Below are 26,996 nucleotides of genomic sequence, written 5' to 3'. Positions count from 1 at the left end.
TAGTAGTTAGAGCCCCGGTGGAGAAATCTTCCGGGGTTCTTTTTTATTTGAAATCAAGCCTTGAAATTCTGCCTTTCCCTGCTGCATAAGCAGTAGAATCATTCACGAACCTCAGTGTAAAGAAGCTTTCTTCAGAGAGCTGTTCCCAGTGCTCTCCCCCATCAATAGAGTATGAAATTCCGGTAAATCCGGTAGCAAGAATATTTTCACCATGACTATTGGGCACATATCTCACACTGCTTTTATAGCCCGGCTCCTGCCCTTCTGCAATTAATTTCCAGGTTTTACCACCATCGCTGGTAATTGCCTTATTCCCTGAATTATCATCGGGTTTTGTGTAATCTCCACCTATGATTATACCTGTATTTTCATCATAAAAATCTATGCTATATCCACCTGTCGTTTCGCTTCCCTGAATTAGCGGTGTATCAAACACTTCCCAGGTTTTGCCTTTATCTGGAGAATAATAAACTCTTGATTTTTTCCCTCCGGACAGTATCCAGGTTTTATCGTCTACCACGGCTATATTAGAATTACTTGCTGCAAAGGCCGCTTCTCCTTCTGCTGCTTCAGAAAGCTCGCTGCAATCCAGTTTTTCCCAGGTTTGCCCACCATTTCTGGTGATGATTACGGACAAACAATTTCCAGTTGGATCTCCCATGGCAATACCTTCAAGATCATTCCAGAAGATCATCGAATCATAAAAAGCTTTTTCATGATCTTCGCGATAAACCAATTCCATCTGGCCAGAATCTCCTGTTTTATAAAGTAAAGCGGGGCTCCCCACACTTAGTACGAATACATCGGTACTTGTACTGGCCACGGCCCTAAATTCTGGCGTATAATCGCCATCCTTCAAAACTCCGGTTTTCATTTCACCAGTTTGACTATTATAAAGTCCGAAAATTCCTTTATTTGCGGCAAAAGCAAGGTCTTGTCCTATAACCTGTATCGCCCGAATACTAAGCGAATCATCTTCAAAAATATTTTCGATCTCCACTCGGCTATATTCTTTTGCTTCAACTACTGCGGCTTGAGGAGTTTTATTTTTTTCAGATTTATCCTCTTTACAGGAATAAGTCAGGATTAATGCCAGAAGAAGTATTTTTTTCATTTAAAAGGTATTTCGGTATGATCACCCAAGTCGGGATTTTGACCAAAGATAAATTTTTCTGAAGATAAACTGACATAGACCTGATGTGTGATCCATTCATAACCTAAAACTTAGAAGTATTTCTGAATTCTTTTGAAACTCGTTTATCAGCCAAAAAAACCTACCTTTGCAGCCTTAAAATTTGATTATGCGTTTACACAGGAATTTGGTTTTTGCGACCCTTGATGCCCTTTCAGAAATTTTCAACGAAGGAGCTTATGCCGATAAAGTGATAGAGAAAACCTTAAAACGCGATAAACGCTGGGGTGCGCGTGACCGCAGTTTTATTGCAGAAACCACTTACGATATTGTTAGATGGAAGAGACTTTATGCTGAAATCGCTGAAGTTAAAGAGCCATTTGACAGAGAAAACCTGTTTCGCATCTTCACCGTTTGGGCCACCCTTCGCGGAATAAAATTACCCGATTGGCCACAATTTGAAGGCACACCCACCAGAAGAATTAAAGGAAAGTTTGATAACCTGAGCAAAATAAGGAAAATGCGGGAGTCTATTCCAGATTGGTTGGATGAAACTGGAGTAGCCGAACTTGGCGAAGAAACCTGGGAAAAAGAAATAGGTGCATTGAACAAACAAGCCCCGGTACTTCTTAGGGTGAACACGCTTAAAACCACTCCTGAAAAACTTCAGCAAATACTGAAGGAAGAAGAAATTATTGCTCATAAAGTAAAAGGATACCCGGAAGCATTACAACTTGAAGAGCGAGCTAATGTCTTTAGAACCCAGGCTTTTAAAGATGGTTTTTTTGAAGTTCAGGACGCTTCTTCTCAAATGGTTGCTCATTTCCTTGAGGTAGAACCCGGAATGCGCGTGGTTGATACCTGCGCCGGCGCCGGCGGAAAAAGCCTTCACCTGGCTGCACTTATGGAAAACAAAGGCCAGATAATCGCTACAGATATCTACGGAAATAAACTTAAAGAATTAAAACGTAGGGCAAAACGCGCCGGCGCACATAATATAGAAACCAGGGCCATAGACACTACAAAAGTGGTGAAAAAACTCTATAACACAGCAGATAGGGTTTTAATCGACGCCCCTTGTAGCGGCCTGGGAGTACTTAGCCGAAATCCTGATGCAAAATGGAAGTTGGCACCTGAGTTTATTGATAATTTAAAAAAGACTCAGGCTGAAATTCTGGCTAAATACTCTAAAATTCTTAAGCCGGGAGGAAAAATGGTGTATGCCACCTGCTCTATTCTCCCTTCTGAAAATCAACAGCAGGTAGAGTTTTTCTTGGCAACAGACGAAGGGAAGGACTTTAACCTAATAAAGGATCAAAAGGTTCTTTCTTCAGAAACAGGCTTTGACGGGTTCTATATGGCCTTATTGGAAAAAAAGAAATAACCTTATTTTTTTCAAGCCTTTTTAATAACACTTCCAGGGGAAAAATCCCCGGGGGATTCTACCCGTTTTTTATAGGGAAACTCTTTTTCGTTCTGAAATCTTTAATTTCAGAATATGAAATCAGCATGCTGCCGGACCCAAAAATGACAACAACCAGGAAGATGATCATGAGCTTGTGTTTAATGGGCAAATTGGGTTAAAATTATAAACAAATGAAAAAATTACTTCTTCCATTTCTAGTATTATTATTCGCATGTTCAGAAGAAGATCCAGCCCTGGAATTTCCGTTGAAAGCTGAAGAAAAATTTTCATCTGAGATTTTCTTTTCTGAATATATTGAAGGTACTTCTTTCAATAAAGCTCTGGAAATCGTTAATCTTACTGGTATCACCATAGACCTCGAAGCCGAAGCTTACTCCCTTAAAAAACAACAAAACGGTAGCGGGGAATGGATGAGTGAACTTATGCTCACCGGAGAAATCGTTCATAATGATATATTTGTAATTTCAAACGAATCGGCTACTATTCCTGAAATAATAGAACAGGCCGACCAGTTAAAAACCGGTTCCCCACTGGATTTCAACGGCAATGATCCTATCGGGCTATTTAAGGATGGAGAACTAATAGATATTATTGGTACCTTCAACGATTCTGAGGAGTTTGCTAAAGACCAGACCTTAAGAAGAAAAAAAGCTATTACCGAACCTTCCAAAACCTATAATAGTCAAGACTGGGAAGTCCTGAAGCAGGATACTGTCAATGATTTAGGTAAATATTAGTTATCAGGAAATAAAGCTTCCTATTGGAAGCTAAAAATCACCAAAATTCACAGTATGTATTCTCCTGAAAAAAGCTAAATTTGTGCTTTCTCAAACAACACAAAACAACCTGGAATGATCCTTTTCTTCGGAACCCAATCGGCCAAGGTTTATGCGGTAGAAACGCATACCACCCTTTCGGCGCAAGACATCACTAAATTAAACTGGCTTTTCGGAAATACTCAAGAACTCAACAAATCTGCCCTGGCAGATTTTTTTGTTGGGCCCCGTGCTGCCATGATTACTCCCTGGAGTACCAATGCCGTAGAGATTACCCAGAATATGGGTATAAAAGGCATAATTCGCATTGAGGAGTTTATGAAAGTGGATAAGAATTTTCACGATTTTGATCCAATGCTTTCTCAGAAATATGAAAAACTGGATCAGGATATTTTTGATATTCATATTAACCCTACCCCTATCCTGGAGATCGAAGACATTGAAGCTTACAATAAACAGGAAGGCCTCGCCCTAAACCCTGAGGAGGTAACCTATCTTGAAAATCTCGCTAAAAAATTAGGAAGACACCTCACCGATTCTGAGGTTTTTGGCTTCTCGCAGGTAAATTCAGAACACTGCCGCCACAAGATCTTCAACGGAACATTTGTAATCGATGGTCAGGAAAAACCTGTTTCCCTTTTCAAAATGATCAGGCAAACCTCCGAGGAAAATCCTAACGATATTGTTTCTGCATATAAAGATAATGTTGCCTTTGTTAAAGGTCCCCGTGTACAGCAATTTGCACCAAAAAGACCTGATATTCCAGAATACTATGAGAACAAGGATTTTGATTCCGTAATATCAATAAAAGCTGAAACCCATAACTTCCCAACCACTGTTGAGCCTTTTAATGGAGCAGCAACCGGAAGTGGTGGGGAAATACGCGACAGGCTTGCCGGTGGGAAAGGTTCTTTACCTCTGGCAGGAACCGCGGTATATATGACTTCTTATTCCAGGATGGATAAAGATCGGCACTGGGAAAACGGAATGGCTGAACGGGAATGGCTTTACCAAACCCCAATGGATATTTTGATAAAGGCCTCCAATGGTGCATCCGATTTTGGAAACAAATTCGGCCAGCCGCTTATTGCAGGTTCCGTACTCACCTTCGAACATGCGGAGCATAACCGCAGCCTGGGCTACGATAAAGTTATTATGCTTGCCGGAGGTGTAGGTTACGGAAAAGCCGACCAGGCACAAAAGGACGTTCCGAAGAAAGGCGATAAAATTGTTGTGCTTGGTGGTGAAAATTATCGCATCGGGATGGGTGGTGCTGCTGTATCCTCTGCCGATACCGGCGAATTTGGTAGCGGAATTGAATTGAACGCGATCCAAAGAGCCAATCCTGAAATGCAGAAGCGTGCAGCCAATGCAGTGCGCGGAATGGTTGAAAGCAAAGAAAACCCTATCGTTTCCATTCACGATCACGGTGCCGGCGGGCATTTAAACTGTCTTAGCGAGTTAGTGGAAGAAACGGGTGGAAAAATAAACCTGGATGCTTTACCGGTTGGAGATCCTACCCTTTCAGCAAAAGAAATCATCGGAAACGAATCGCAGGAACGTATGGGACTGGTTATAGGAGAAAACAATCTTGAAATCCTTAAACGTGTCGCCGATCGTGAGCGTTCCCCAATGTATGAAGTTGGGGATGTAACCGAAGACCATAGATTCACCTTCGAAGGGAAAAAATCCGGGAAAAAGCCAATGGATCTTGAACTTGGCGATATGTTCGGTAGTTCTCCAAAAACGGTTATGACCGATAAAACCATCCAAAGAGATTACGATGCGGTACTATATGCCACCGATAAAATATATGAATATTTAGAACAGGTGCTCCAACTTGAAGCTGTAGCATGTAAAGACTGGCTTACCAACAAGGTAGACCGATGTGTATCGGGTCGTGTGGCTAAGCAACAAACTGCCGGGCCTTTGCAGCTTCCCCTTAATAATTGTGGAGTGATGGCCCTGGACTATAACGGAAAAGAAGGGGTTGCCACCTCTATTGGTCACTCCCCTGTTTCGGCTCTGGTAGATCCCGTTGCCGGTTCAAAAAACTCTATTGCCGAGGCACTTTCTAATATTGTTTGGGCACCCCTTGAAAAAGGTTTGAAATCAGTATCGCTTTCGGCAAACTGGATGTGGCCTTGTAATAATGAAGGAGAAGATGCCAGATTATATGAGGCGGTAAAAGGAGTTTCAGATTTTGCGATTTCCCTGGGTATTAATGTGCCTACGGGGAAAGATTCACTTTCTATGAAACAAAAGTATAAGGATGGGGAAGTGATTTCTCCCGGTACGGTAATTATTTCAGCGGCGGGGCATTGTGATGATATCAGCAAAACTGTAGAACCTGTTTTACAAAAAAACGGGGGAGATATCTATTATATTAATTTATCTCAGGACTCCTTTAAACTGGGTGGTTCTTCTTTTGCTCAGATCCTGAATAAAGTAGGAAGTGAAGTCCCAAGCATTCAAGATGATAAGAAATTTGTAGATGCTTTTAATGCAATTCAGCAGCTTGTAAAAGAGGAGAAAATCCTTGCCGGGCATGATGTGGCTTCAGGCGGATTGATAACCAGCTTATTGGAAATGTGCTTTGCCGATGTAAATCTTGCTGCGGAACTCGATCTTTCTACCCTGAATGAAAAAGATTCAGTGAAAATGCTATTCAGTGAAAACTGCGGAATTGTTTTTCAGGCAAAAGATGCTTCAGCCGAAGCTATTCTAAAAGAGAAGAACATCGAGGTTTTTAAAATAGGAAAGGTCACTGATGGTGATGTGCTTAGCATTAAAAATAATGAGGAAAGACTTAAATTTAATATTTCAGAATTAAGGGATGTATGGTATAAAACCTCGTTTCTTTTGGATAAAAAACAAAGCGGAATAGATAAAGCAACAGAGCGTTTCAATAATTATAAAAATCAGCCGCTGGAATTTAAATTTCCAAAGAATTTTAGTGGTCTTCCCGATGCTGCTATTAAGGATAAGAAAAAGATCAAGGCGGCGATCCTTAGAGAAAAAGGTTCGAATTCTGAACGTGAAATGGCACGGGCGATGCACCTGGCCGGATTTGATGTAAAAGACGTACATATGACCGATTTGATCTCTGGCCGGGAAAACCTGGAAGACATCAATTTTATTGCGGCTGTTGGAGGTTTCTCAAATTCTGATGTGCTGGGAAGCGCCAAAGGATGGGCGGGAGCTTTCCTTTATAACGAGAAGGCTAAAAATGCCCTGGAAAATTTCTTTAAAAGAAAAGATACCCTTTCCCTGGGGGTTTGCAATGGCTGCCAGCTCTTTATTGAACTTGGGCTTATAAATCCTGAAGACGACCAAAAGCCGAAAATGCTCCATAACGAATCCCATAAATTTGAATGTAATTTTACCTCCGTGGAAATTCAGAAAAACAATTCGATAATGCTCTCGAGCCTTGCAGGGAGTAAACTTGGGATCTGGGCGGCCCACGGGGAAGGAAAATTCAGCTTCCCTTATGAAGAAGAGCAATATGATATTCCCGCGAAATACGCTTATGAAGGTTATCCTGCAAATCCGAATGGTTCGCATTACAATGCAGCAATGCTAACCGACAAGACCGGCAGACACCTTGTGATGATGCCTCACCTGGAGCGTTCAACTTTTCCCTGGAACTGGGCCCATTACCCCAAAGGAAGAAAAGATGAAGTCTCTCCCTGGCTTGAAGCCTTTGTAAATGCCAGAAACTGGCTGGAGAAAAAATAAATTATTTTTTATTTATAAAACCCCATAGAAAGAAGCTCTATGGGGTTTGATGTTTTTATAAAAACTCAATGAGTTGATTTTAAATCCCTTAAAAAGCTTTACATAAATTGTTATAAAACCTGAAATTAAGAGGAGAAGTCTCCCTTCATTACTTTTTTTTCATACTTTCTAATATATCTATGTTTATTTTAAAAATTCAATTTGAAAAAGCTTGCAATTTTGCTATTTTGCAAGGGATTTATTAATACCACACAAATGAACCAACCCAGAAGACTTTTTGACTTACCATATTATCAGCTAGAAAACTTTCCTTTAGAAAAATCGCTGGTAACTAAATACGATGGCCAGTGGAAGTCACTTTCTACTAAAGAATACATAGACCAGGCAAATACCATTAGCCGTGGTTTGCTTAGGCTTGGAGTATTACCTAATGAAAAGATAGCAGTAATCTCCACAACTAACCGTAACGAGTGGAATGTGATGGATATAGGGATTCTGCAGCTAGGAGCCCAAAACGTGCCTATATACCCCACCATTCCGGAAGAAGATTATGAATATGTCCTAAACCATAGTGAGGCGACCTATTGTTTCGTTTCAGATACCGAAGTTCTCGAGAAAGTCAGGTCTATTCAGGCAAATACCGGGTTAAAGGAGGTTTATAGTTTTGATGAAATTTCAGGCTGTAAAAACTGGAAAGAGATCCTGGAACTGGGAAAAGATAAAAGCAACCAGGAAGAGGTAGAGAAATTAAAAGATGCTGTAAAGCCTGGTGATCTCGCTACCTTAATCTACACTTCGGGAACTACCGGAAAACCGAAGGGAGTAATGCTTTCTCATGATAATATTGTTAGCGATGTTCTGGGCAGTGCAACCCGTGTACCCTTTGAAGTTGGCACTTATGTTTCCCTGAGTTTCCTGCCGGTTTGCCATATTTTTGAAAGAATGATCCTGTATCTTTATCAGTATTATTCAGTTTCTATTCATTTTGCAGAATCTATCGAGAAGATTAGCGATAACCTTAAGGAGGTCCAACCTCACGTAATCTCTGCCGTTCCTCGAGTATTAGAAAAGGTTTATGATAAGATAATAGCAAAAGGCTCTACCCTTGGAGGAATCAAACAAAACCTTTTCTTCTGGGCTGTAGAACTGGGATTAGAATATGAACCATATGAGGCAAACGGTTGGTGGTATGAAACCCGTCTTAAACTGGCAAGAAAATTAATTTTCTCTAAATGGAAAGAAGGTTTAGGAGGTAATATAGAATTGGTAGTTTCAGGTTCGGCAGCTTTACAGCCAAGACTGGCGCGTGTATTTGCAGCTGCAGAAATCCCCGTAATGGAAGGTTATGGCCTAACCGAAACCTCTCCGGTAATTGCGGTTAACGATCAGCGCAATTATAACTTCAGGATTGGCACAGTTGGAAAGCCCCTGGAAAATGTAGAAGTGAAAATTGCCGAAGATGGAGAAATTCTTTGTAAAGGTCCAAATGTTATGCAAGGCTATTACAAAGATCCCGAAAAGACCAAAGAAGTAATTAACGATGATAATTTCTTTCATACCGGAGATATTGGGGAAATAGATAAAGATGGTTTCCTGAAAATCACCGATCGTAAAAAAGAAATGTTCAAAACCTCGGGCGGAAAATATGTTGCGCCGCAAATACTTGAAAATGTTATGAAGCAATCCCGCTTCATCGAACAGATTATGGTAATTGGGGACGGAGAAAAGATGCCCGCAGCCTTAATTCAACCTAATTTTGAATTCATTCAGGAATGGGCCAAACGGAAAAATATAGACCTGGGAGAGGGATCATATAGAGACATCGCAGAAAATGATCGTGTAAAAGAAAGAATTCAAGAAGAAGTAGACTTTTATAACGAAAAATTTGGTAAATGGGAAAGGGTCAAGGTCATAGAGCTCACGCCAGAGGTATGGGGAATCGAGGAAGGCCACCTCACTCCTACCATGAAACTAAAACGTAGAAATATTAAGCAAATCTATATCGACAAATATAACAAGATCTACGGTTATAATTAATCGATACAGCATTTACTAAATTCCAGTTAAAACTCTCCCTAAAAGGAGAGTTTTTTTATGTAATTCTCTTAAATTTAAGAATCCCTGTTTCTACCTTTCGATTTTCGATCATTTTATTATGCGTGCATAATATTTTTTCTTAACTTTGGGAATCAAGTTTCAAAAATGAAGGAAAAAACAATAGATTATGTTTTACGTGCCACCTGGATGGCAGTTTCAAAAATGTATAATGAAGAAGCCGGGAAGGCCGGTAGTACGATGGCCACCGGTTTTGCTCTTTTAAGTATAGATCCTGAAACCGGCACCCCTTCTACTTCACTCGGCCCCAAAATGGGAATGGAAGCTACCAGTCTTTCCAGGATTCTAAAGACCATGGAAGATAAAGGCCTTATTCTAAGGCGCAAGAACCCAAAAGACGGGCGGAGCGTTCTTATTCATCTAACCGATTTTGGTCGCGAAATGCGTGATTACTCCAAAAAGGTCGTGTTAAGGTTTGATGAAGCGGTAAAGGAATCGGTTTCGGAAGAAGACCTGAAAACCTTTATTGAAGTTGCAAATACCATAATGGACCTAATTTCAGAAAAAAAGATCTATAAAGAAGAAATTAAGCTGAAGCAGTGATTGAGAATGCACTGATTAAAATTAGCTGAAACAATAAATTAAGTAACGAAAACCTTATAGTAAAATTTGACTAACAACATGAAAAGAAGAATCAATAAAGTGGCCGTAATTGGCTCCGGAATTATGGGGAGCGGAATTGCCTGCCATTTTGCCAATATTGGCGTAGAAGTGCTCCTATTGGACATCGTGCCGCGGGAACTCAATGAAAAAGAAAAGAAAAAAGGGCTCACTCTTGAAGATAAGGAAGTTAGAAACCGTTTGGTTAACGAATCTTTGCAAAGTTCTCTAAAATCTAAACCCTCGCCCATTTATCACAAAAAATTTGCCAACCGAATCAAAACTGGGAATCTGGAAGATGATATTTCAAAGGTTTCCGAGGCAGATTGGATTATAGAGGTGGTAGTAGAGCGCCTGGAAATCAAGCAAAAGGTTTTTGAAAACCTTGAAAAGCACCGCAAACCAGGAACCCTAATTACTTCAAATACTTCAGGTATTCCTATTCAGCAAATGAATGAAGGCCGCAGCGATGATTTTAAAAAGCATTTTTGTGGGACCCATTTCTTTAACCCACCGCGTTACCTGAGATTATTCGAAATTATTCCGGGACCAGATACCTCAAAAGAGGTGCTTGAATTCCTTAATGAATTTGGAGAAAAATTCCTGGGAAAGAAATCGGTTGTAGCAAAAGATACCCCGGCGTTTATCGGAAACCGGGTTGGGATCTTCAGCATCATGAGTCTTTTCCACATGGTGAAAGAAATGGGGATGACCATTGAAGAAGTCGATAAACTTACAGGTCCCGTTATTGGCCGTCAGAAATCTGCCACCTTTAGAACCGTAGATGTAGTAGGATTAGACACCTTAGTTCATGTGGCCAATGGTTTGCACAAAGGCGTACCAGACGATGAGGCTCACGAGCTTTTTGCATTACCCGATTTTATCCAGACCATGGTAGACAATGAATGGTTTGGTAGCAAGAGCGGACAGGGCTTTTACAAGAAAATAAAAAATGAAGATGGTTCCAGTACAATTAAGTCTTTGGATTTAGACTCTTTGGAATACCGCGACCAGAAAAAGGCGTCGTTTGCCACGCTGGAACAAACCAAAACAATAGATAATGTGGAAGACCGTTTTGAGGTCTTGATCAACGGCAAAGACAAAGCCGGGGAGTTTTACCGAAAAAGCTTCGGAGCACTTTTTGCCTATGTCTCCCATCGAATTCCTGAAATAACCGATGAGCTATACAAAGTTGATGATGCGATGAAAGCCGGTTTTGGCTGGGAACACGGTCCCTTCCAAATCTGGGATGCCGTTGGCGTAAAAAAGGGAATCGAACTTATTGAAGCCGAAGGTAAAAAACCTGCCGCCTGGGTAAATGAAATGCTGGAAAGCGGCAAGGATTCATTCTACACCGTAAAAGAGGGTAACACCTATTTCTATGATATCCCAAAAAAGGAACATATAAAAGTACCTGGCCAGGACTCCTTTATCATTCTTGACAACATCCGGGAATCTAAAGAAGTATTCAAAAATAGCGGCGTCGTGGTCGAAGACCTTGGCGATGGCATTCTTAATGTGGAATTCAGAAGTAAAATGAACGCTATTGGTGGTGATGTTTTAGACGGAATCAATAAGGCTATAGATATTGCTGAAAAAGATTATCAGGGATTGGTTGTTGCAAACAACGGAAAGAACTTCTCTGTGGGAGCTAACATCGGAATGATCTTTATGTTGGCTGTAGAACAGGAATATGAAGAGCTGAATATGGCTATTAAATATTTCCAGGATACCATGATGCGGATGCGGTACTCCTCTATCCCAACCGTTGCCGCACCACACGCAATGACCCTTGGTGGCGGATGTGAACTTTCACTCCACGCCGATAAAGTTGTGGCCGCAGCCGAAACTTATATTGGCTTAGTTGAATTTGGTGTTGGAGTAATTCCCGGCGGTGGTGGTTCAAAAGAAATGACCGTTCGTGCTGCAGATACTTTCGAAAAAGATGATGTGGAATTAAACCGATTAAGAGAAAACTTCCTTACTATAGGAATGGCCAAGGTTTCTACATCGGCTTACGAGGCTTATGATACCAATATTTTACAAAAAGGTAAAGATATCGTGGTTGTGAACCCAGATAGGCAATTGGCCATAGCTAAGAAACACGCCCTGCTAATGGCCGAAAATGGTTATACCAAACCAATTCACCGCACCGATATCAAAGTACTCGGTAAACAGGCTTTAGGAGCTTTCTTAGTAGGAACCGACCAAATGAACGCCGGAAAATATATTAGCGATCACGATAAAAAAATCGCTAACAAACTGGCTTATGTCATGGCCGGTGGGGATCTTTCGGAACCGCAAATGGTAAGTGAGCAATATCTACTCGACCTGGAAAGAGAAGCATTCCTTTCCTTAACCGGAGAACGTAAAACCCTGGAAAGACTTCAGCATATGTTGAAGAAAGGGAAACCGCTTCGTAATTAATCGTAGTGTGTATAATGTAGATTGTATACTGAAATCTTAATTTGATATGAATTACTTCAGGGAATTAAAAGTTTGGCAAAAGGCAATTGAGTTGGTCACTGAAACCTACTTGAAAACCCAGGTTTTTCCCAAAGACGAACTTTACGGTTTAACTTCCCAAATTAGAAGATCTGCGGTTTCGATTTCTTCTAATATAGCCGAAGGTTGTGGAAGAAAAACCAATAAGTATTTTTCAAATTTTTTAGGAGTATCCCTTGGTTCAGCCTTTGAGCTTGAAACTCAGTTTATAATTGCTAAAAATCTGAATTATGTTAATTCAGATGATTTTAACTACCTGGAAAGTGAAATACAACATATCCAAAACATGATTATCAAATTACAGTCAACATTATAAATAGAAATAAAATGTATCGTGTAAAGGCATACTTGTATGATTCAAAACAAATCAGATTATATGGAAATCACACTATACAGATAATAACAATATACATTTTACAAAATACAATATACAATGAATAAAACAGCATACATAGTAAAAGCATATAGAACAGCCGTGGGGAAAGCTCCTCGTGGCGTTTTTAGATTTAAGCGGCCGGATGATCTGGCGGCTGAAACCATCGAATACATGATGAAAAAATTACCCGATTTCGATAAAACCAGGATCGATGATGTAATTGTTGGAAACGCAATGCCAGAAGCCGAGCAAGGATTAAATGTAGGTCGGCTAATCTCTTTGATGGGACTAAAAACTGAAAAGGTACCCGGCATGACGGTTAACCGTTATTGCGCATCCGGGCTGGAAACCATCGCAATCGCTTCGGCTAAAATCCAGAGTGGAATGGCCGATTGTATTATTGCCGGGGGTGCCGAAAGTATGAGTTACATCCCAATGGGAGGTTACAAACCTGTTCCGAATTACAAAACCGCCAAAGAAGGCCATGAAGATTATTATTGGGGAATGGGACTCACTGCGGAAGCCGTAGCCGAGAAATATAAAGTTTCCCGTGAAGATCAGGATGAATTTGCTTTTAACTCCCATCAAAAAGCTCTAAAAGCCCAGGAAGAAAACCGTTTCCAGGACCAGATAGTTCCTATTGATGTGGAAGAGACCTTTGTAGGTAAAGACGGTAAAAAACAAACCAAAACCTATACGGTAAATAAAGATGAAGGTCCACGTGCTGATACTTCTAAAGAAATTTTAGGAAAACTAAGACCCGTTTTTGCCGAAGGCGGAAGCGTAACTGCCGGAAACTCCTCACAAATGAGTGATGGTGCTGCCTTTGTAATGGTGATGAGTGAAGAAATGGTAAAAGAATTCAACTTGGAACCAATTGCCCGCCTGGTGAGCTATACCCCTGTTGGAGTTCCACCAAGAATTATGGGAATTGGACCGGTAGATGCTATTCCAAAAGCTCTCAAACAAGCCGGGTTAAAACAGGACGATATGCAACTCATTGAACTCAATGAAGCTTTTGCTTCCCAATCCCTGGCAGTAATAAGGGAATTAGGTTTAGATCCTAACAAAGTTAATCCAAACGGAGGTGCTATTTCTATGGGCCACCCGCTGGGTTGTACAGGAGCAAAACTTTCGGTTCAAATTTTTGATGAAATGCGCAAGCGCAACCTAAAAGACAAATACGCCATGGTTACAATGTGCGTTGGTACCGGACAGGGAGCCGCGGGAGTTTATGAATTCCTGAGTTAGAGACCTAAAAAATGCAGCGGCAAAACCATAACCCAATAGAAAACTAAAAAATAACAAAAGAAAAAAATGGAAACAACAGAAAATAAAAAAGAGCTTCTACGCGGTGGGCAATTCCTGGTAAAGGAAACCAAAGCTGAAGATGTATTTACTCCGGAAGATTTTACCGAGGAACAGCAAATGATGCGTGATTCAGTTAAAGAATTTATTGATCGCGAGGTCTGGCCGAAAAAAGAAGAATTTGAAAAGAAAAACTATGCCCTTACCGAAGAGGTAATGCAAAAGGCCGGAGAACTTGGTTTCCTTGGGGTAGCAGTACCGGAGGAATATGACGGTCTGGGAATGGGCTTCGTATCCACCATGTTGGTGTGTGATTATATCTCAGGGGCTACAGGTTCTATTGCCACTGCTTTTGGAGCACACACCGGGATAGGTACTTTGCCAATCCTACTTTATGGAACTGAAGAACAACGAAAGAAATATGTTCCTAAGTTATCTACCGGAGAATGGTTTGGAGCTTATTGCTTAACTGAACCCGGAGCTGGTAGTGATGCAAATTCAGGTAAAACAAAGGCCGAGCTTACCGAAGACGGAAAACACTATAAGATCAACGGCCAGAAGATGTGGATCTCCAACGCGGGCTTCGCCGATATTTTTATTGTTTTTGCCAGAATTGAAGACGATAAATATATCACTGGTTTTATCGTAGAGTACGACAAAGAGAATCCGAACGGAATCACCTTTGGAGAAGAAGAGAAGAAACTGGGGATCCACTCCTCCTCTACCCGTCAGGTGTTTTTCAACGACACTAAAGTTCCCGTTGAAAATATGCTTTCAGAAAGAGGTAATGGTTTCAAGATCGCGATGAATGCACTGAATGTTGGACGGATTAAATTAGCTTCAGCTACCATTGATGCTCAAAGAAGAGTCACCGATGTAGCTGTAAAGTATGCTAATGACCGGGTTCAGTTTAAAACACCAATCGCGAAATTTGGAGCTATAAAATCAAAATTAGCTGAAATGGCAACTTCAGCCTGGGTTGGAGAAGCGGCAAATTACCGGGCCGCGAAAATGATTGAAGACAGGATTAATCTTCGTATGGAGAACGGAGAATCGCATGCCGATGCCGAATTAAAAACCTTTGAAGAGTATGCTATAGAGTGTTCTATCCTGAAGGTGGCCTGTTCAGAAGACATTCAGAATTGCAGTGACGAAGGGATTCAGATCTTTGGAGGGATGGGCTTCTCGGCCGATACACCAATGGAATCTGCCTGGAGAGATGCAAGGATCGCAAGGATCTACGAAGGAACCAACGAGATAAACCGAATGTTGGCCGTGGGAATGTTAATTAAAAAAGCGATGAAAGGTCACGTAGACCTGCTTGGACCAGCTCAGGCTGTAGCCGATGAACTTACCGGAATCCCTTCTATGGATAAGCCAGATTATTCTGAATTATTTGCAGAAGAAAAGGAAATGATCAAAAAGTTGAAAAAGGTATTCCTTATGGTTGCCGGAAGTGCGGTTCAGAAATTTGGACAGGATCTGGAAGAACATCAGCAATTGCTTTTAGCTGCTTCAGATATTCTGATAGAAACCTATATGGCCGAATCTGGAATTTTGAGAGCAGAGAAAAATGCAAAACGTTTTGGAGAAGATCAGCAAAAGGAACAAATCCAAATGGCAAAACTTTATCTCTACCACGCCGTAGATACTGTAAACCAAAAAGCCAAAGAAGGTATCGCCTCCTTTGCTGAAGGAGATGAACAGCGAATGATGCTAATGGGACTTAAGCGTTTCACCAAATATGAAAATATGCCAAATGTAGTTGCTCTTAGAAATAGTATCGCAGAAAAACTGACTTCAGAAAACAAGTACGTTTTCTAATTTTTATTTAAATCTGTTTTAAAAAGGCCGTCAAATTTCAGACGGTCTTTTTTTATTCCTTATTTTTAACATTATTGTGATGAAAATTCCAGGAATATTCCAAATTAGCTATGAGGAAATTTATAAAATATATATGCCTTGTTCTGTTAAGTTTATTGCTTCAGGAGACTTCTGCATCTGCTTTTCAGCAACAAGACTCTACTGCTACTCAAAAAGAACTTCCGCCGGAAGAAAAAATAGATGAACCGGACGCTTCCAGTTATCTCCCTAATAGTCTTGAAGATTATAACGAAGCCTATTATGTTTTAACACGCCTGAATAATCCGCTGGGATTACCTCCCAATAAAATTAATCTGCAAAGCCCTCAGTCAACGCTGGAACATTTTGTAATTAGCTGTCGTAATAAAAACTTTAAGGAGGCCGTCTATGCACTAAACCTTAATTTGATGCCCAATAGTATTGGTTCTAAAGAGGCCGAAGATTTGGCTCAAAAGCTTTATTATGTGCTGGACCAGCGAGTTGATATTAACTGGGATGCTTTGCCCGACAGGCCCGACGGCCAGATAGATATAAGAACCACAACAAACCAGGCTGTTGCTGGGAAACCACGCAGAAGTATTGTTTTTGGTGAAACCGAGATTGAGAACCGGGATATTATATTTAGACTGCAAAGAGTGAAATTTGAAGATTACGGTGCTTTTTGGTTAATTTCTGCCAATACCGTAGAAAATACCGAAGAGCTTTACCAGGTCTACGGCCCCACATTTTTAGACAGAAATATGCCAAAATGGTCTCAGGCTAAAATTGGCGACGTTCCCCTATGGAAGCCTGTCCTCACATTTTTATTAATTCTTATTTCCTATTTGCTTGGGCGGGTAGTTATCATATTAATTCGAAAAATCGCAAAATCCTTTGATAAGCCTCTAATTCTTGCTCTTTCCAAAAGACTGGGAGTACCAGCAGCAATGGCTGCCGGAGTTTTCTTTTTCTATATTACCCTAAACAACCTTATTTCCTATTCGGGAATGTTTTCGAGTACGATTTATGCACTATTACTGGCTATCGTAATTGCTTCAGGCACCTGGTTTTTCATGCGTATTATTGACTTTTTTATGCGTTACGTAGCCGAAAATAAAATAGGAGATGTAACTTCTGAAGACAGTCACGAAGCCAGGCAACTATTCACCTATTTTTCTGTAGCAAGAAGGATTTTAACTTTTACGGTAGTAATAATTGGCACTGCCATAATTCTCTCTCAATTCAGATCTATGGAAAAGCTTGGGGTTTCGATGTTGGCTTCTGCAGGTCTGGCAACGATAATTCTAGGTATTGCTGCGCAGAGTACCCTGGGTAATATAATAGCCGGAATACAAATTGCCATTACGAAACCCGCAAGAATTGGGGATACTGTTATTATCGAAGACCGGTGGGGTTATGTTGAAGATATCAGGTTTACTTATATGGTAGTGCGCACCTGGGATCTTAAAAGACTTATCGTACCCTTAAAAACAGTAATTTCTGAAACATTTGAAAATCTCTCTATCACCAGTCCACACCAATTAAATGAAATTGAGCTTTTTGTAGATTATAGAGTGGATGTGGAGAAACTCAGGAAAAAATTTACAGAGCTTCTCGAAAATTCTGAAGATTGGGATGAGGAACACCCACCCCTGCTTCAGGTGCTTGGAATGACTGAAAAGTCTTTACGATTAAGGGCTGTATGCAGTGCAAAAAATGCAGTAGTAGCCTGGGATCTTCATTGCAGACTCAGGGAACAAATGGTGGCCTATATCAATGAATTGGAGGAAGGTATTTATTTTACCCGTTCCCGCGTAGAATTAAAAGAACCTCATTTTAAAGCTAAAACCGATAATCCAGATACAAAAAAATAAACCCGGAACTTATCAAGTCCGGGTTCTTTCCAAATTGGCTTAGATGCCAGTATCTAAAAATCGCTCAACCAGCTTTCTTCAGCGCTAATTCCTTTGCTAAAATTGGCAGCGGTTTCAATAAGTGCCAAATGGGAATAAGCTTGTGGAAAATTACCGAGTAATCGCTTGGTTTTAAAATCTATATCCTCACTAAAAAGTCCTAAATGATTACTATAGCCAAGCAGTTGGTCAAATAATTTTTTCGATTTTTCTCTCTGGCCGATTTTAAACAAACTATCTATCAACCAAAAAGTACAAATGGTAAAGGAAGACGAGGGTTCTCCAAAATCATCTTTATTTTTGTAACGATACATTAGGCCGTCTTTACAGAGTTCCTTTTCGGTAGCTTCCACTGTTTTTATAAAGCGTGGATCTTTCGCGTCAATAAATCCATAGGATTCCATCAGTAAAGTAGAGGCGTCAAGGTCTGTAGAGCCATAGGATTGTGTATAAGCCTGAATTTCTTCATTCCAACCATTGTTATAAATATCGGTATAAATCTCTGCCCTCAGACTTTTCCATTTGGTATCGTTGATGCCCATTCGCAGCACCTCTCCTATTTTTATCGCCCGGTCTACTGCCACCCAGCAAAGCAATTTTGAGAACACAAAATGTCGGTCTTCGGTACGCAATTCCCAGATACCTTTATCCGGTTGTTGCCAGTGCTCTTCCACAATGTTCACGATGCCACGTACTATCGTCCAGAGTTCTTCAGAATTTTCCAGTGAGGTCTCAAACTGAAGAAATTGTTGATAGATCACCTCCATCAAAATTCCGTAAATGTCATTTTGTTTCTGAATATAGGCCGCATTTCCGGTACGAACCGGCTGAGAATTCTTATATCCTTTTAAATGGTCTAGGATATGTTCGGTGAGTTCTTTTTCCCCATTAATGCCATACATTATCTGGATCTTCTCATCCTTATTGGGAATAATATCAATAATAAACTGAAGGAATTCCTGCGCCGACTCCATGTGACCCAAACCAGCCATTACTTTAATCACCATTGAGGAATCCCGTATCCAACAAAAACGATAATCCCAGTTTCGCTCCTCTCCTATTGTCTCGGGAAGGGAAGTGGTAGCTGCCGCCAGTACAGCTCCAGATTTTTTATATGTTAATGCCTTTAAAACCAGGGCACTTCTCATAATTTGTTCCGAATAATGAGTATACCTTGTGGTTTTAGAACTCCAGTTCATCCAATAGGTTTTGGTTCGCTGAAATTTAAGATAGGTCCTATCCAGATTTTGCGGAATAAGTTTTTCGTGATAACCAACCAGACAATAGGCGTTCCCGGTTAAACTGAGCTTGTTTTGTTCCTTAATATCTTTCAGGTCAAAACTAGAATAGAAAAACAGGGAATCATATTTCCCTTCTTTGGTAAAACTCTTTAAATAAGTTCCTTTATTCTCGGTATAGGTTTTTTCGCGGGCAAAGTCCAGTTTAGGATCATATTTTATGCTAAATTCGGGTTTACCTTTTAACAGGCGAAAGAACCTGATAATATCGGGCGGGGTATAATACGAGCCATCTTCCCGGGCATACCTGGGCATAAAATCTATTAATTGAAAGGCATCGGTGCCATTGTCAAATACAGTACTGATAATGTTTGTTTCCCAAAGGTAATCCTGCTCAATTTTATAATCTTCAGAAACAAGAATTTCAAAACTACCTCCCTTCTCTTCATCCAAAAGTTTGGCGAACACTCCGGCAGAGTCAAAATTGGGGAGGCAACACCAGTCCAGAGATCCCGTTTTGGAAACCAGAGCTGCACTTTTACAATTTCCTATAATTCCATAATCTAAATTATCCATATAATCTTAAAGTTCTTTTAAAAGGATGGTTGTGTGCTTTGATTTTCGGAAATTTAATAAAAAACAATTCCGCAGCAACAGCATTCACATATAATTATGAGTAAAACAATCATCATCTCCAACCGATTACCTTTACAAATTAGCATCGAAGATTATAATTTAGAAGTAAGCCCAAGTGTAGGAGGACTGGCCACCGGCCTAAAATCCTTTCACCGTGACGGCGATAGCTTATGGATAGGCTGGACCGGGCTTACCGAAGAAGAAATTCCGGAAACACTTGCTAAGGATGTTAAGAAAAAGGCCCGGGAGGAAGCCTGTGTTTCTGTAAATCTTACTGCTGAAGAAATAGAAGGCTTTTATTATGGTTTCAGCAACAGAACTATCTGGCCACTTTTTCATTATTTTATGGAATATACTGAGGCCGAACAAAGCTACTGGGAAATTTATAAACAGGTTAACCAGAAGTATGCCGACGAAGTCCTTAGACATTACGAGGAGGGTGATATTATATGGGTGCACGATTATCAACTTTTACTGGTACCCAATATGATTAGGGAAAAAGCTCCTGAAGCAATTATCGGTTTTTTTAATCATATCCCGTTTCCTTCCTACGAAGTTTTTAGAACACTCCCCTGGCGCGAAGAAGTTCTGGAGGGTGTGCTTGGTGCAGATCTTATTGGATTCCATACCTACGATTATGAACGCCATTTTTTAAGTTCGGTAAGTCGGATCTTAAGATTACAGGTAGATTTTAATGAAGTAAGCCTGCCCGATAGAATTGTAAAGGTAGATTCATTTCCTATGGGCATAGATTACGAAAAATTTGAACAGGCAGCTCTAAATCATTTTAAAAATACTTCGGAAGAACAATCAGATCTACAAAACAGGCTGGATCATCATCTTAAAACCACTCCCGATGCTAAATTGATCTTAAGCATAGACAGGCTCGATTATACCAAAGGTATTGCCAACAGGATAAGAGCTTTTGAATATTTTCTGGATAGAAATCCAGAATATGTAGAGAAGGTCCGTTTAGTGATGCTGGCGGTTCCTTCCCGCTCCAATGTTCCTCAATATCAACGTTTAAAACGTGAGATAGATGAGCTAGTAGGCCGCATCAATGGGAAGTTCTCTACGGTAAACTGGACTCCTATCTGGTACTTCTATCGCTCTATGCCTTTTGAAAACCTTATAGACCTTTACACCTCCTGCGACGTAGCTTTACTCACTCCAATTCGGGATGGTATGAACCTGGTGGCCAAAGAATTTATCGCTACCCGCACCGATCATACAGGGGTACTAATTTTAAGTGAAATGGCCGGTGCATCCCATGAGATGAATGAGGCATTATTAATCAATCCTAATAATTTTGAGCAAATCTCTTTTGCATTGAAACAAGCCTTGCAAATGTCGAAAGAAGAACAGATACAGCGCAATAAAATGCTTCAGAAGAGACTCAAGCGATACAGTGTAGAAAAATGGGCCAATGATTTTATGAAAGCTCTCAAAAACACCGAAAGTAACAGAGACTCCTCTCAATCTATAAGAATTTCTACACAGGTATCTTCAGAAATACTGGACACTTATAAAAATGCAAAACGCCGCATTCTCTTCCTGGATTATGATGGGACACTGGTAGATTTCACCGATAAACCTGAAAAAGCTAAACCAGATAAGGAGTTGATCGAGTTAATTTCAAAATTGAATAAAGGAAACAAAACCGATGTGGTACTTATTAGCGGAAGAGACAAACACACACTTGGCAATTGGTGGTCCGAAACTAATGTAGAACTTATTTCTGAGCATGGCGTTTGGATGAGAAAACAGAACAGCGAATGGGAACTTTCAGAGAATGTAAAAAACGACTGGATGGAAGCCGTGCGGCCGGTAATAGAAAACTTTGTAGACCGTACCCCGGGAACTTTTATTGAAGATAAGAATTATTCCCTGGCCTGGCATTACCGTAAAGCCGATCCCGAACTTGGGGAAATGAGAGCAAATGAACTCTCCAGTGTATTAAAGGAACTTATTTCCAACCATGGCTTAAGCGTTCTTGAAGGAAACAAAGTTCTCGAAATTAAAAGTAGTGATGTAAATAAGGGAAAAGCTGCCGGTAAAAAACTCGTAGGAAATGAATATGATTTCATATTTGCTATTGGGGATGACTGGACCGATGAATACTTATTCAGAGAGCTTCCTGAAGATGCCTATACCGTTAAAGTAGGAATCAAAAATACCAGTGCCCAGTATTATGTGGAAGACACCAAAAAAGTAAGAGCGATCCTCAGGTTATTTGCTGAACATACTTAATCTGGCAAGTGTTAAAATCCTTGACATTTTTGAATAAAGTTTATATCAAGCTTAACTCGTAAAGCATGGCCATAGCTTTAATTTGAAGTAATTTTATAATACGAAAAATTATAAACCAAAAAATTAAAACTTAGACCCATGAAATCAGGAAAAATGTTATTAGGATTGTTATCAGGTGCAGCTGCAGGTGCGGCTATAGGATTGCTTTTTGCCCCTAAAAAAGGGACAGACACCCGTAAAGCAATCACAAAAACCGGAGACGACTATCTGGAAGGTGCAAGAAAGAATTTCAATGAATTTTCCGATTCCCTAAGCCACAAGGTAGATGCACTAAAATCCAGAACTAAAGCTGGTCTTTCCAGCTCAAAGAGTAATAAAAAAGTTAATGAAGCTAAGGCTGAAATTCACGAGATGAAAGCCAGCTAGTTAGGTTTTTGAATTAAATAAATCAAGCCCCGGTCCTCCGGGGCTTTTTTGTTTTTTAAATAGCCTAAACTTTCTGTATTTTAGGAGTCTAAAATTATATATTCTATGACTTCCAAAACAACTCTGGGCATTACCGCCCTATTTACTCTATTCTTTACACTACAAAACCTTTCGGCCCAGCAAACCGATGAACGCATATACCAAATCATCGAGGAGGTTTCGGCTGAACGTATAGAAAGCGATATCAGGACCCTTGCAGGCTTCGGGACAAGAAATACTTTTAGCGATACTGTTTCAGAAACCCGTGGGATTGGGGCAGCCCGAAGGTGGGTTAAATCTGAATTTGATAATATCTCTTCTCAATGCGATAATTGTCTGGATGTTTTTTATCAGAAAGATTTTGTGACTACCGAAGATAGCGATCGTGTCCCGCACGATGCCTGGGTGGTAAATGTAGTTGCCATTCAGAAGGGTTCTAAATATCCCAACCGCTACATTATTATGAGCGGAGATATAGATTCGCGTAATTCTAATGGAAGTGATTTTGAAGGGGATGCCCCCGGCGCCAACGACAATGCCAGCGGAATGGCCGGAGCTATTGAAGCTGCCAGGGTTCTCTCAAATTACGAATTCGAAAGCAGCATCGTTTACGTTGGACTTTCGGGAGAAGAACAGGGCTTATTTGGTGGCCAGGGTCTCGCACAATATGCAAAAGATAATAACTGGAACATCATAGGAGTTTTAAATAACGATATGATAGGAAATATTGAAGGTGTAGATGGTGTGATAGATAATCGCAGTTTCAGAATCTTTTCTGAACCCGTACCTCCAACAGAAACTGAAAGGGAAAGAAAGATGCGTAGGTTCTATGGTGGGGAAGTCGATGGAATTTCAAGACAACTTGCCCGATATGTTCATAAAACAACAGAAACCTATATGCCGGAAATGAACCCTATGATGATCTATCGTTTAGACCGGTTTGGGCGTGGAGGTCACCACAGGCCTTTTAATGATCTTGGTTTTGCAGGAATACGAATTATGGAAGCTCATGAAAACTATAATCGTCAGCATCAGGATCTAAGAACTGAAGATGGCATTGAATACGGCGATGTGGTTGCAGGCGTTAATTTTGATTATGCAAAAAAACTTACTGCAGTAAATGCAATCAATATGGCTTCCCTTGCCTGGGCACCCCCTGCTCCAAAGAATGTGGAAATCGGAGGTATTGTAGCTCCTTCAGCAAAATTGCGATGGGAGAAAGTTGAGGGTGATATTGCCGGTTATAAAATTTACTGGAGGGACACCACCGCTCCGCAATGGCAACACTCCAGGTTTGTAGGGGATGTAAATGAATTTACTCTGGAAGGAATTGTTATTGACAATTTCTTTTTCGGAGTTGCTACAGTTGGGAAGGATGGACACGAAAGTGTAGTGGTTTTCCCCTCAGGAACTTTTAGATAATATTGAGAGAAACTCAAGTATTTAAGGATGCCTTTACGGGCATCCTTTTTTTTTTCATTAATAGCTAATTAACAATTCTTTGGGCAAATCTTAGTATCGTATAGCTGGTCATTTCCTTAAATTTAAGCTAGCTAACCATAAATCGCTGTAAAATGGCAGAAATTAAAATTGAAAAGAAACGACCGGTATGGCCCTGGATTATCCTGATAATAATTATTCTGGGAATCCTGGCCTATGTTTTCCTGTATTCAGACAATTCAAATGAAGATATTAATAATACCGACGATATAGAAGAACTCAATGATAACCGCACTATGCATAATAGTCGGGACATGGAAATAAATTTTTCCGCAGCGAAAAGCCAGATTTCATAACCTTGAAAAAACAGAATTATGAGCAAGAATAATCCCAAAGAAAAACATTTATATTACCTCACCGAATTAAAGGATTATAAGGTAGCCGGCGGTTATCCAGACATTCGGGGTTGGGAAGTAAGAGATGCCGATAAACGTGTTATTGGCAAAGTGGATAACCTGCTAGTGAATAGAAATCTAGATCGTGTGGTCTATCTCGATGTAGATGTAGACCAAACCATTATAGATGCCAGGCACGACCCCTATGGAACCCCGGCAGATCCTGAAATAAAAGAGTTTGTAAATGAAGATGGACAAAACCATTTGATTATTCCTGTGGGATTGGTTGAACTCAAAGAAGACGAAAAATTTGTTTTCACCACTCACATCACGCATCAAACCTTCGCTGAAACTAAACGCATAGAAAAAGGAGCACACTTAAACCGGGATTATGAGAAAGCCGTTTTAAGCTCCTATAATAGGGATAAGGAACCACTGGAAGATTCCCCGCATGTTCAGCATAGAAAAGAAGAAGAATATGCCGATAATTCTATATCTAACCGCTGGGATGATGAGCACGTTGTAGAAGATGAAAATTATGACCGGGAAATAAGTAAAAGAAGACCGGACGACCTATTTTATGATCGCGAAGAATTTGATGGAGCTAATTACCGTAAAAATAGTTGATCCCTATAATTGGATTAAATTAATCTGAAAAGAGGAAGCCTGTTAAGCTTCTTCTTTTCATGCTTATTAGTCAATAAGTGAAAGCTGGATTCGCTTTTTTTCTTTATCCACATCCAATATTGTTACTTCCAGGTGTTGATTTAGTTTCACTATGGCATTTACATCACCTACAAATTCATTGGCTAGTTTAGAAATATGAATAAGGCCACTCTCCTTGATCCCTATATCTACAAAACACCCAAAATTGGTGATATTATTTACGATTCCCGGTAATTTCATACCTGGAGAAAGATCATCAATGCTTTTAATGCTTGGGTCAAATTCAAATTTACTCAGTCCTTTTCGGGGATCTCTGCCGGGTTTTTCCAGTTCTGCAAGTATATCCTTTAAGGTTGGTAACCCAAGATCGCTGGTGATATACTGTTCAGGTTTTATTTTATGGAGAATTGAATGGTTTCCAATAAGTTTTTCTGGTTCAACACCGTTATTACTTGCCATTTTTTCCACTATAAAATAGCTTTCAGGATGCACCGCAGAATCATCCAGAGGATTTATTCCATCCTTAATTCTTATAAATCCAGCCGCCTGTTCGTAGGCTTTATCTCCGAGCCTTTGCACCTCAAGTAGTTCTGTTCTGCTTTTAAATGCCCCAATTTTATTTCTTTGTTCAATAATATTCTTAGCCAGGGAAGGCCCAATCCCCGAGACATAAGAAAGCAATTCTTTACTGGCGGTATTTACGTTCACTCCAACTTTATTTACGCAACTTATCACCACCGCGTCCAGTTTCTCTTTCAGCATTTTATCATCCACCTCGTGTTGATATTGCCCCACGCCAATAGAACGCGGCTCTATTTTCACAAGTTCTGCTAAAGGATCCATAAGTCGCCTGCCTATAGAAACTGCACCCCTCACAGTTATATCGTAACCGGGAAATTCTTCCCTGGCAAGCCTTGAAGCTGAATAAACTGAAGCTCCGGCCTCATTTACCATAAAAACAGAAACTTCACGGCTTAACCCGGCTTTCTTTACAAACAATTCGGTTTCCCTTGCGGCTGTACCGTTTCCTATGGCAATGGCCTCAATTTTATAGGCATTTACCAATGATCTGATTTTTGCTGAAGCCTGACTAATTTGTTTTTGGGGCGCATGCGGATAAATATTTTCATTATGCAATAAGCTACCCTGTTCATCCAGGCAAACAAGCTTGCACCCCGATTTAAACCCGGGATCAATAGCCAAAACACGTTTAGCGCCGAGAGGTGGAGCCATTAATAACTGCGCAAGATTGGAGGCAAAAACCTCAATTGCAGCTCGGTCTGCTTTTTCTTTTCCAAGCTTGAGGAATTCAGTAGAAAATGAAGGTTTTAGGAGTCTCTTATAAGCATCTTCGGCAGCAAGCTCAATTTGCTGAATCGAGAAAGCTGAAGCCTTCTCTTTTAGAATGATCTTTGTGATTAATTGGATGGCCTGTTCTTTATTTACCTCAACCTTCAACTTTAACAATCCTAGCTTTTCGGCTCGGTATACGGCCAGAAACCTATGAGATGGAATCCGATTTAGAGGTTCATCTATATTTTTTAGTTTGGAGTATTTACTATTCTCTAAATTTTCAATTTCCTTTTTCACCGGTTTTGCAATTATTCTCGCATTTCGGGAAAACATTTGCCGGAGTCGGCGGCGGAGGTAAGTGTTTTCATTAATCCATTCGGCTATTATATCTCTTGCCCCGGAAAAGACTTCTTCTTCACTTTTAAAATCTTCAGATAAAAACCTGGTGGCAAGCTGGGAGGTATTATCGGTACTTTGGGCCATTATTATCTTTGCCAATCCCTCGAGACCTGCTTTTCTGGCTAAATCTGCGCGGGTTTGTCTTTTCTTTTTAAACGGCAGGTACAGGTCTTCAACTTCAGCATTTGTACGGGCATTTTTTATTTTCTCTTCCAGTTCTGATGATAGTGTGCCCTGCTCTTTTATAGTCTTGAGTACACTTTGCTTTTTAGCATCTAAATCCTTGAAGCTTTTAAACAGATTGGCAATCTGTTCTATGGCAACCTCATCCAGGTTTCCGGTAGCCTCTTTTCGGTAACGTGCTATAAAAGGAATACTGGCATCCTCTTTTAATAAAGCAACAGTATTTACTATACTTTTTTCCGGCAGACTTAACTGGGATCTTAAAAATTCTTGTAATTGCAAAAAAGGAAAGTTTTAAAT

18 protein-coding genes are annotated in these 26,996 nt (G+C 40.3%); 15 read left to right on the top strand and 3 right to left on the bottom strand.

Features of this window, described 5'->3' with window-relative positions:
* Positions 1–43: 43 nt before the first annotated feature.
* A complete protein-coding gene (locus tag BUW93_RS10085; protein WP_081211581.1) occupies positions 44–1,114 on the bottom strand; it encodes a WD40/YVTN/BNR-like repeat-containing protein in 1,071 nt (356 codons plus the stop codon).
* 187 nt (positions 1,115–1,301) lie between these two features.
* Between BUW93_RS10085 and BUW93_RS10080 the strand changes: the two genes are divergently transcribed.
* From BUW93_RS10080 to BUW93_RS10035, 10 genes are all read left to right on the top strand, one after another.
* Positions 1,302–2,516, top strand: coding sequence for an RsmB/NOP family class I SAM-dependent RNA methyltransferase (locus BUW93_RS10080; RefSeq protein ID WP_081211580.1), 1,215 nt, complete (start codon positions 1,302–1,304; stop codon positions 2,514–2,516).
* A gap of 212 nt (positions 2,517–2,728) precedes the next feature.
* Positions 2,729–3,295 carry a hypothetical protein gene (locus BUW93_RS10075; RefSeq protein WP_081211579.1) on the top strand — a complete coding sequence of 189 codons (567 nt, stop codon included), beginning with the start codon at positions 2,729–2,731 and terminating at the stop codon, positions 3,293–3,295.
* A 114-nt stretch (positions 3,296–3,409) separates the two neighbouring features.
* Positions 3,410–7,072 (top strand): phosphoribosylformylglycinamidine synthase, encoded by a 3,663-nt coding sequence (gene purL, locus BUW93_RS10070; protein WP_081211578.1) that lies wholly within the window; start codon positions 3,410–3,412, stop codon positions 7,070–7,072.
* A 255-nt stretch (positions 7,073–7,327) separates the two neighbouring features.
* Positions 7,328–9,109, top strand: a complete 1,782-nt coding sequence (locus BUW93_RS10065; protein WP_081211577.1) for an AMP-dependent synthetase/ligase — start codon at positions 7,328–7,330, stop codon at positions 9,107–9,109.
* 165 nt (positions 9,110–9,274) lie between these two features.
* The gene (locus tag BUW93_RS10060) at positions 9,275–9,730 is read left to right on the top strand and encodes a MarR family winged helix-turn-helix transcriptional regulator (protein ID WP_081211576.1); all 456 of its coding nucleotides are present in this window, start codon (positions 9,275–9,277) and stop codon (positions 9,728–9,730) included.
* Positions 9,731–9,808: 78 nt separating this feature from the next.
* Positions 9,809–12,214 carry a 3-hydroxyacyl-CoA dehydrogenase/enoyl-CoA hydratase family protein gene (locus tag BUW93_RS10055; RefSeq protein WP_081211575.1) on the top strand — a complete coding sequence of 802 codons (2,406 nt, stop codon included), beginning with the start codon at positions 9,809–9,811 and terminating at the stop codon, positions 12,212–12,214.
* A gap of 46 nt (positions 12,215–12,260) precedes the next feature.
* On the top strand, positions 12,261–12,608 hold the full coding sequence (locus BUW93_RS10050) for a four helix bundle protein (RefSeq protein WP_081211574.1): 348 nt from the start codon (positions 12,261–12,263) through the stop codon (positions 12,606–12,608).
* 117 nt (positions 12,609–12,725) lie between these two features.
* Positions 12,726–13,919, top strand: coding sequence for an acetyl-CoA C-acyltransferase (locus BUW93_RS10045; protein WP_081211573.1), 1,194 nt, complete (start codon positions 12,726–12,728; stop codon positions 13,917–13,919).
* Positions 13,920–13,985: 66 nt separating this feature from the next.
* The gene (locus BUW93_RS10040; protein ID WP_081211572.1) at positions 13,986–15,800 is read left to right on the top strand and encodes an acyl-CoA dehydrogenase family protein; all 1,815 of its coding nucleotides are present in this window, start codon (positions 13,986–13,988) and stop codon (positions 15,798–15,800) included.
* Between the two features lie 110 nt (positions 15,801–15,910).
* Positions 15,911–17,692, top strand: coding sequence for a mechanosensitive ion channel family protein (locus BUW93_RS10035; protein ID WP_081211571.1), 1,782 nt, complete (start codon positions 15,911–15,913; stop codon positions 17,690–17,692).
* A gap of 53 nt (positions 17,693–17,745) precedes the next feature.
* On the opposite strand, the gene BUW93_RS10030 is transcribed toward BUW93_RS10035, so the two are convergent.
* Positions 17,746–19,545, bottom strand: coding sequence for a glycoside hydrolase family 15 protein (locus BUW93_RS10030; RefSeq protein ID WP_081211570.1), 1,800 nt, complete (start codon positions 19,543–19,545; stop codon positions 17,746–17,748).
* A gap of 96 nt (positions 19,546–19,641) precedes the next feature.
* On the opposite strand from BUW93_RS10030, the gene BUW93_RS10025 reads away from it, so the two are divergent.
* The 5 genes from BUW93_RS10025 to BUW93_RS10005 all read left to right on the top strand — a co-directional run bounded on the left by BUW93_RS10025 (position 19,642) and on the right by BUW93_RS10005 (position 24,782).
* Positions 19,642–21,855 (top strand): bifunctional alpha,alpha-trehalose-phosphate synthase (UDP-forming)/trehalose-phosphatase, encoded by a 2,214-nt coding sequence (locus BUW93_RS10025; protein WP_081211569.1) that lies wholly within the window; start codon positions 19,642–19,644, stop codon positions 21,853–21,855.
* 138 nt (positions 21,856–21,993) lie between these two features.
* A complete protein-coding gene (locus BUW93_RS10020) occupies positions 21,994–22,281 on the top strand; it encodes a YtxH domain-containing protein (protein WP_081211568.1) in 288 nt (95 codons plus the stop codon).
* A gap of 105 nt (positions 22,282–22,386) precedes the next feature.
* On the top strand, positions 22,387–23,742 hold the full coding sequence (locus tag BUW93_RS10015; protein ID WP_081211567.1) for a M28 family metallopeptidase: 1,356 nt from the start codon (positions 22,387–22,389) through the stop codon (positions 23,740–23,742).
* Between the two features lie 152 nt (positions 23,743–23,894).
* Complete coding sequence (locus BUW93_RS10010; protein ID WP_081211566.1) at positions 23,895–24,116, top strand: hypothetical protein; 222 nt, start codon at positions 23,895–23,897, stop codon at positions 24,114–24,116.
* A gap of 18 nt (positions 24,117–24,134) precedes the next feature.
* Positions 24,135–24,782, top strand: a complete 648-nt coding sequence (locus BUW93_RS10005) for a PRC-barrel domain-containing protein (RefSeq protein ID WP_110688291.1) — start codon at positions 24,135–24,137, stop codon at positions 24,780–24,782.
* A 66-nt stretch (positions 24,783–24,848) separates the two neighbouring features.
* On the opposite strand, the gene BUW93_RS10000 is transcribed toward BUW93_RS10005, so the two are convergent.
* Positions 24,849–26,978, bottom strand: a complete 2,130-nt coding sequence (locus BUW93_RS10000; RefSeq protein ID WP_081211565.1) for a Tex family protein — start codon at positions 26,976–26,978, stop codon at positions 24,849–24,851.
* Positions 26,979–26,996 lie beyond the last annotated feature (18 nt).

Origin of the sequence: Salegentibacter sediminis (genome assembly GCF_002078605.1) — a bacterium.
Classification (GTDB): domain Bacteria; phylum Bacteroidota; class Bacteroidia; order Flavobacteriales; family Flavobacteriaceae; genus Salegentibacter; species Salegentibacter sediminis.
This window is presented reverse-complemented; position numbering and strand designations above follow the sequence as displayed.

Excerpts from the sequence above, each read along its gene's own strand:
- BUW93_RS10080 (WP_081211580.1), top strand. The coding sequence starts at position 1,302 with ATGCGTTTACACAGGAATTTGGTTTTTGCGACCCTTGATGCCCTTTCA.
- BUW93_RS10060 (WP_081211576.1), top strand. The coding sequence starts at position 9,275 with ATGAAGGAAAAAACAATAGATTATGTTTTACGTGCCACCTGGATGGCA.
- BUW93_RS10075 (WP_081211579.1), top strand. The coding sequence starts at position 2,729 with ATGAAAAAATTACTTCTTCCATTTCTAGTATTATTATTCGCATGTTCA.
- BUW93_RS10010 (WP_081211566.1), top strand. The coding sequence starts at position 23,895 with ATGGCAGAAATTAAAATTGAAAAGAAACGACCGGTATGGCCCTGGATT.
- BUW93_RS10030 (WP_081211570.1), bottom strand. The coding sequence starts at position 19,545 with ATGGATAATTTAGATTATGGAATTATAGGAAATTGTAAAAGTGCAGCT.
- BUW93_RS10040 (WP_081211572.1), top strand. The coding sequence starts at position 13,986 with ATGGAAACAACAGAAAATAAAAAAGAGCTTCTACGCGGTGGGCAATTC.
- BUW93_RS10015 (WP_081211567.1), top strand. The coding sequence starts at position 22,387 with ATGACTTCCAAAACAACTCTGGGCATTACCGCCCTATTTACTCTATTC.
- BUW93_RS10085 (WP_081211581.1), bottom strand. The coding sequence starts at position 1,114 with ATGAAAAAAATACTTCTTCTGGCATTAATCCTGACTTATTCCTGTAAA.
- BUW93_RS10055 (WP_081211575.1), top strand. The coding sequence starts at position 9,809 with ATGAAAAGAAGAATCAATAAAGTGGCCGTAATTGGCTCCGGAATTATG.
- BUW93_RS10050 (WP_081211574.1), top strand. The coding sequence starts at position 12,261 with ATGAATTACTTCAGGGAATTAAAAGTTTGGCAAAAGGCAATTGAGTTG.
- purL (WP_081211578.1), top strand. The coding sequence starts at position 3,410 with ATGATCCTTTTCTTCGGAACCCAATCGGCCAAGGTTTATGCGGTAGAA.
- BUW93_RS10045 (WP_081211573.1), top strand. The coding sequence starts at position 12,726 with ATGAATAAAACAGCATACATAGTAAAAGCATATAGAACAGCCGTGGGG.
- BUW93_RS10035 (WP_081211571.1), top strand. The coding sequence starts at position 15,911 with ATGAGGAAATTTATAAAATATATATGCCTTGTTCTGTTAAGTTTATTG.
- BUW93_RS10025 (WP_081211569.1), top strand. The coding sequence starts at position 19,642 with ATGAGTAAAACAATCATCATCTCCAACCGATTACCTTTACAAATTAGC.
- BUW93_RS10005 (WP_110688291.1), top strand. The coding sequence starts at position 24,135 with ATGAGCAAGAATAATCCCAAAGAAAAACATTTATATTACCTCACCGAA.
- BUW93_RS10065 (WP_081211577.1), top strand. The coding sequence starts at position 7,328 with ATGAACCAACCCAGAAGACTTTTTGACTTACCATATTATCAGCTAGAA.
- BUW93_RS10020 (WP_081211568.1), top strand. The coding sequence starts at position 21,994 with ATGAAATCAGGAAAAATGTTATTAGGATTGTTATCAGGTGCAGCTGCA.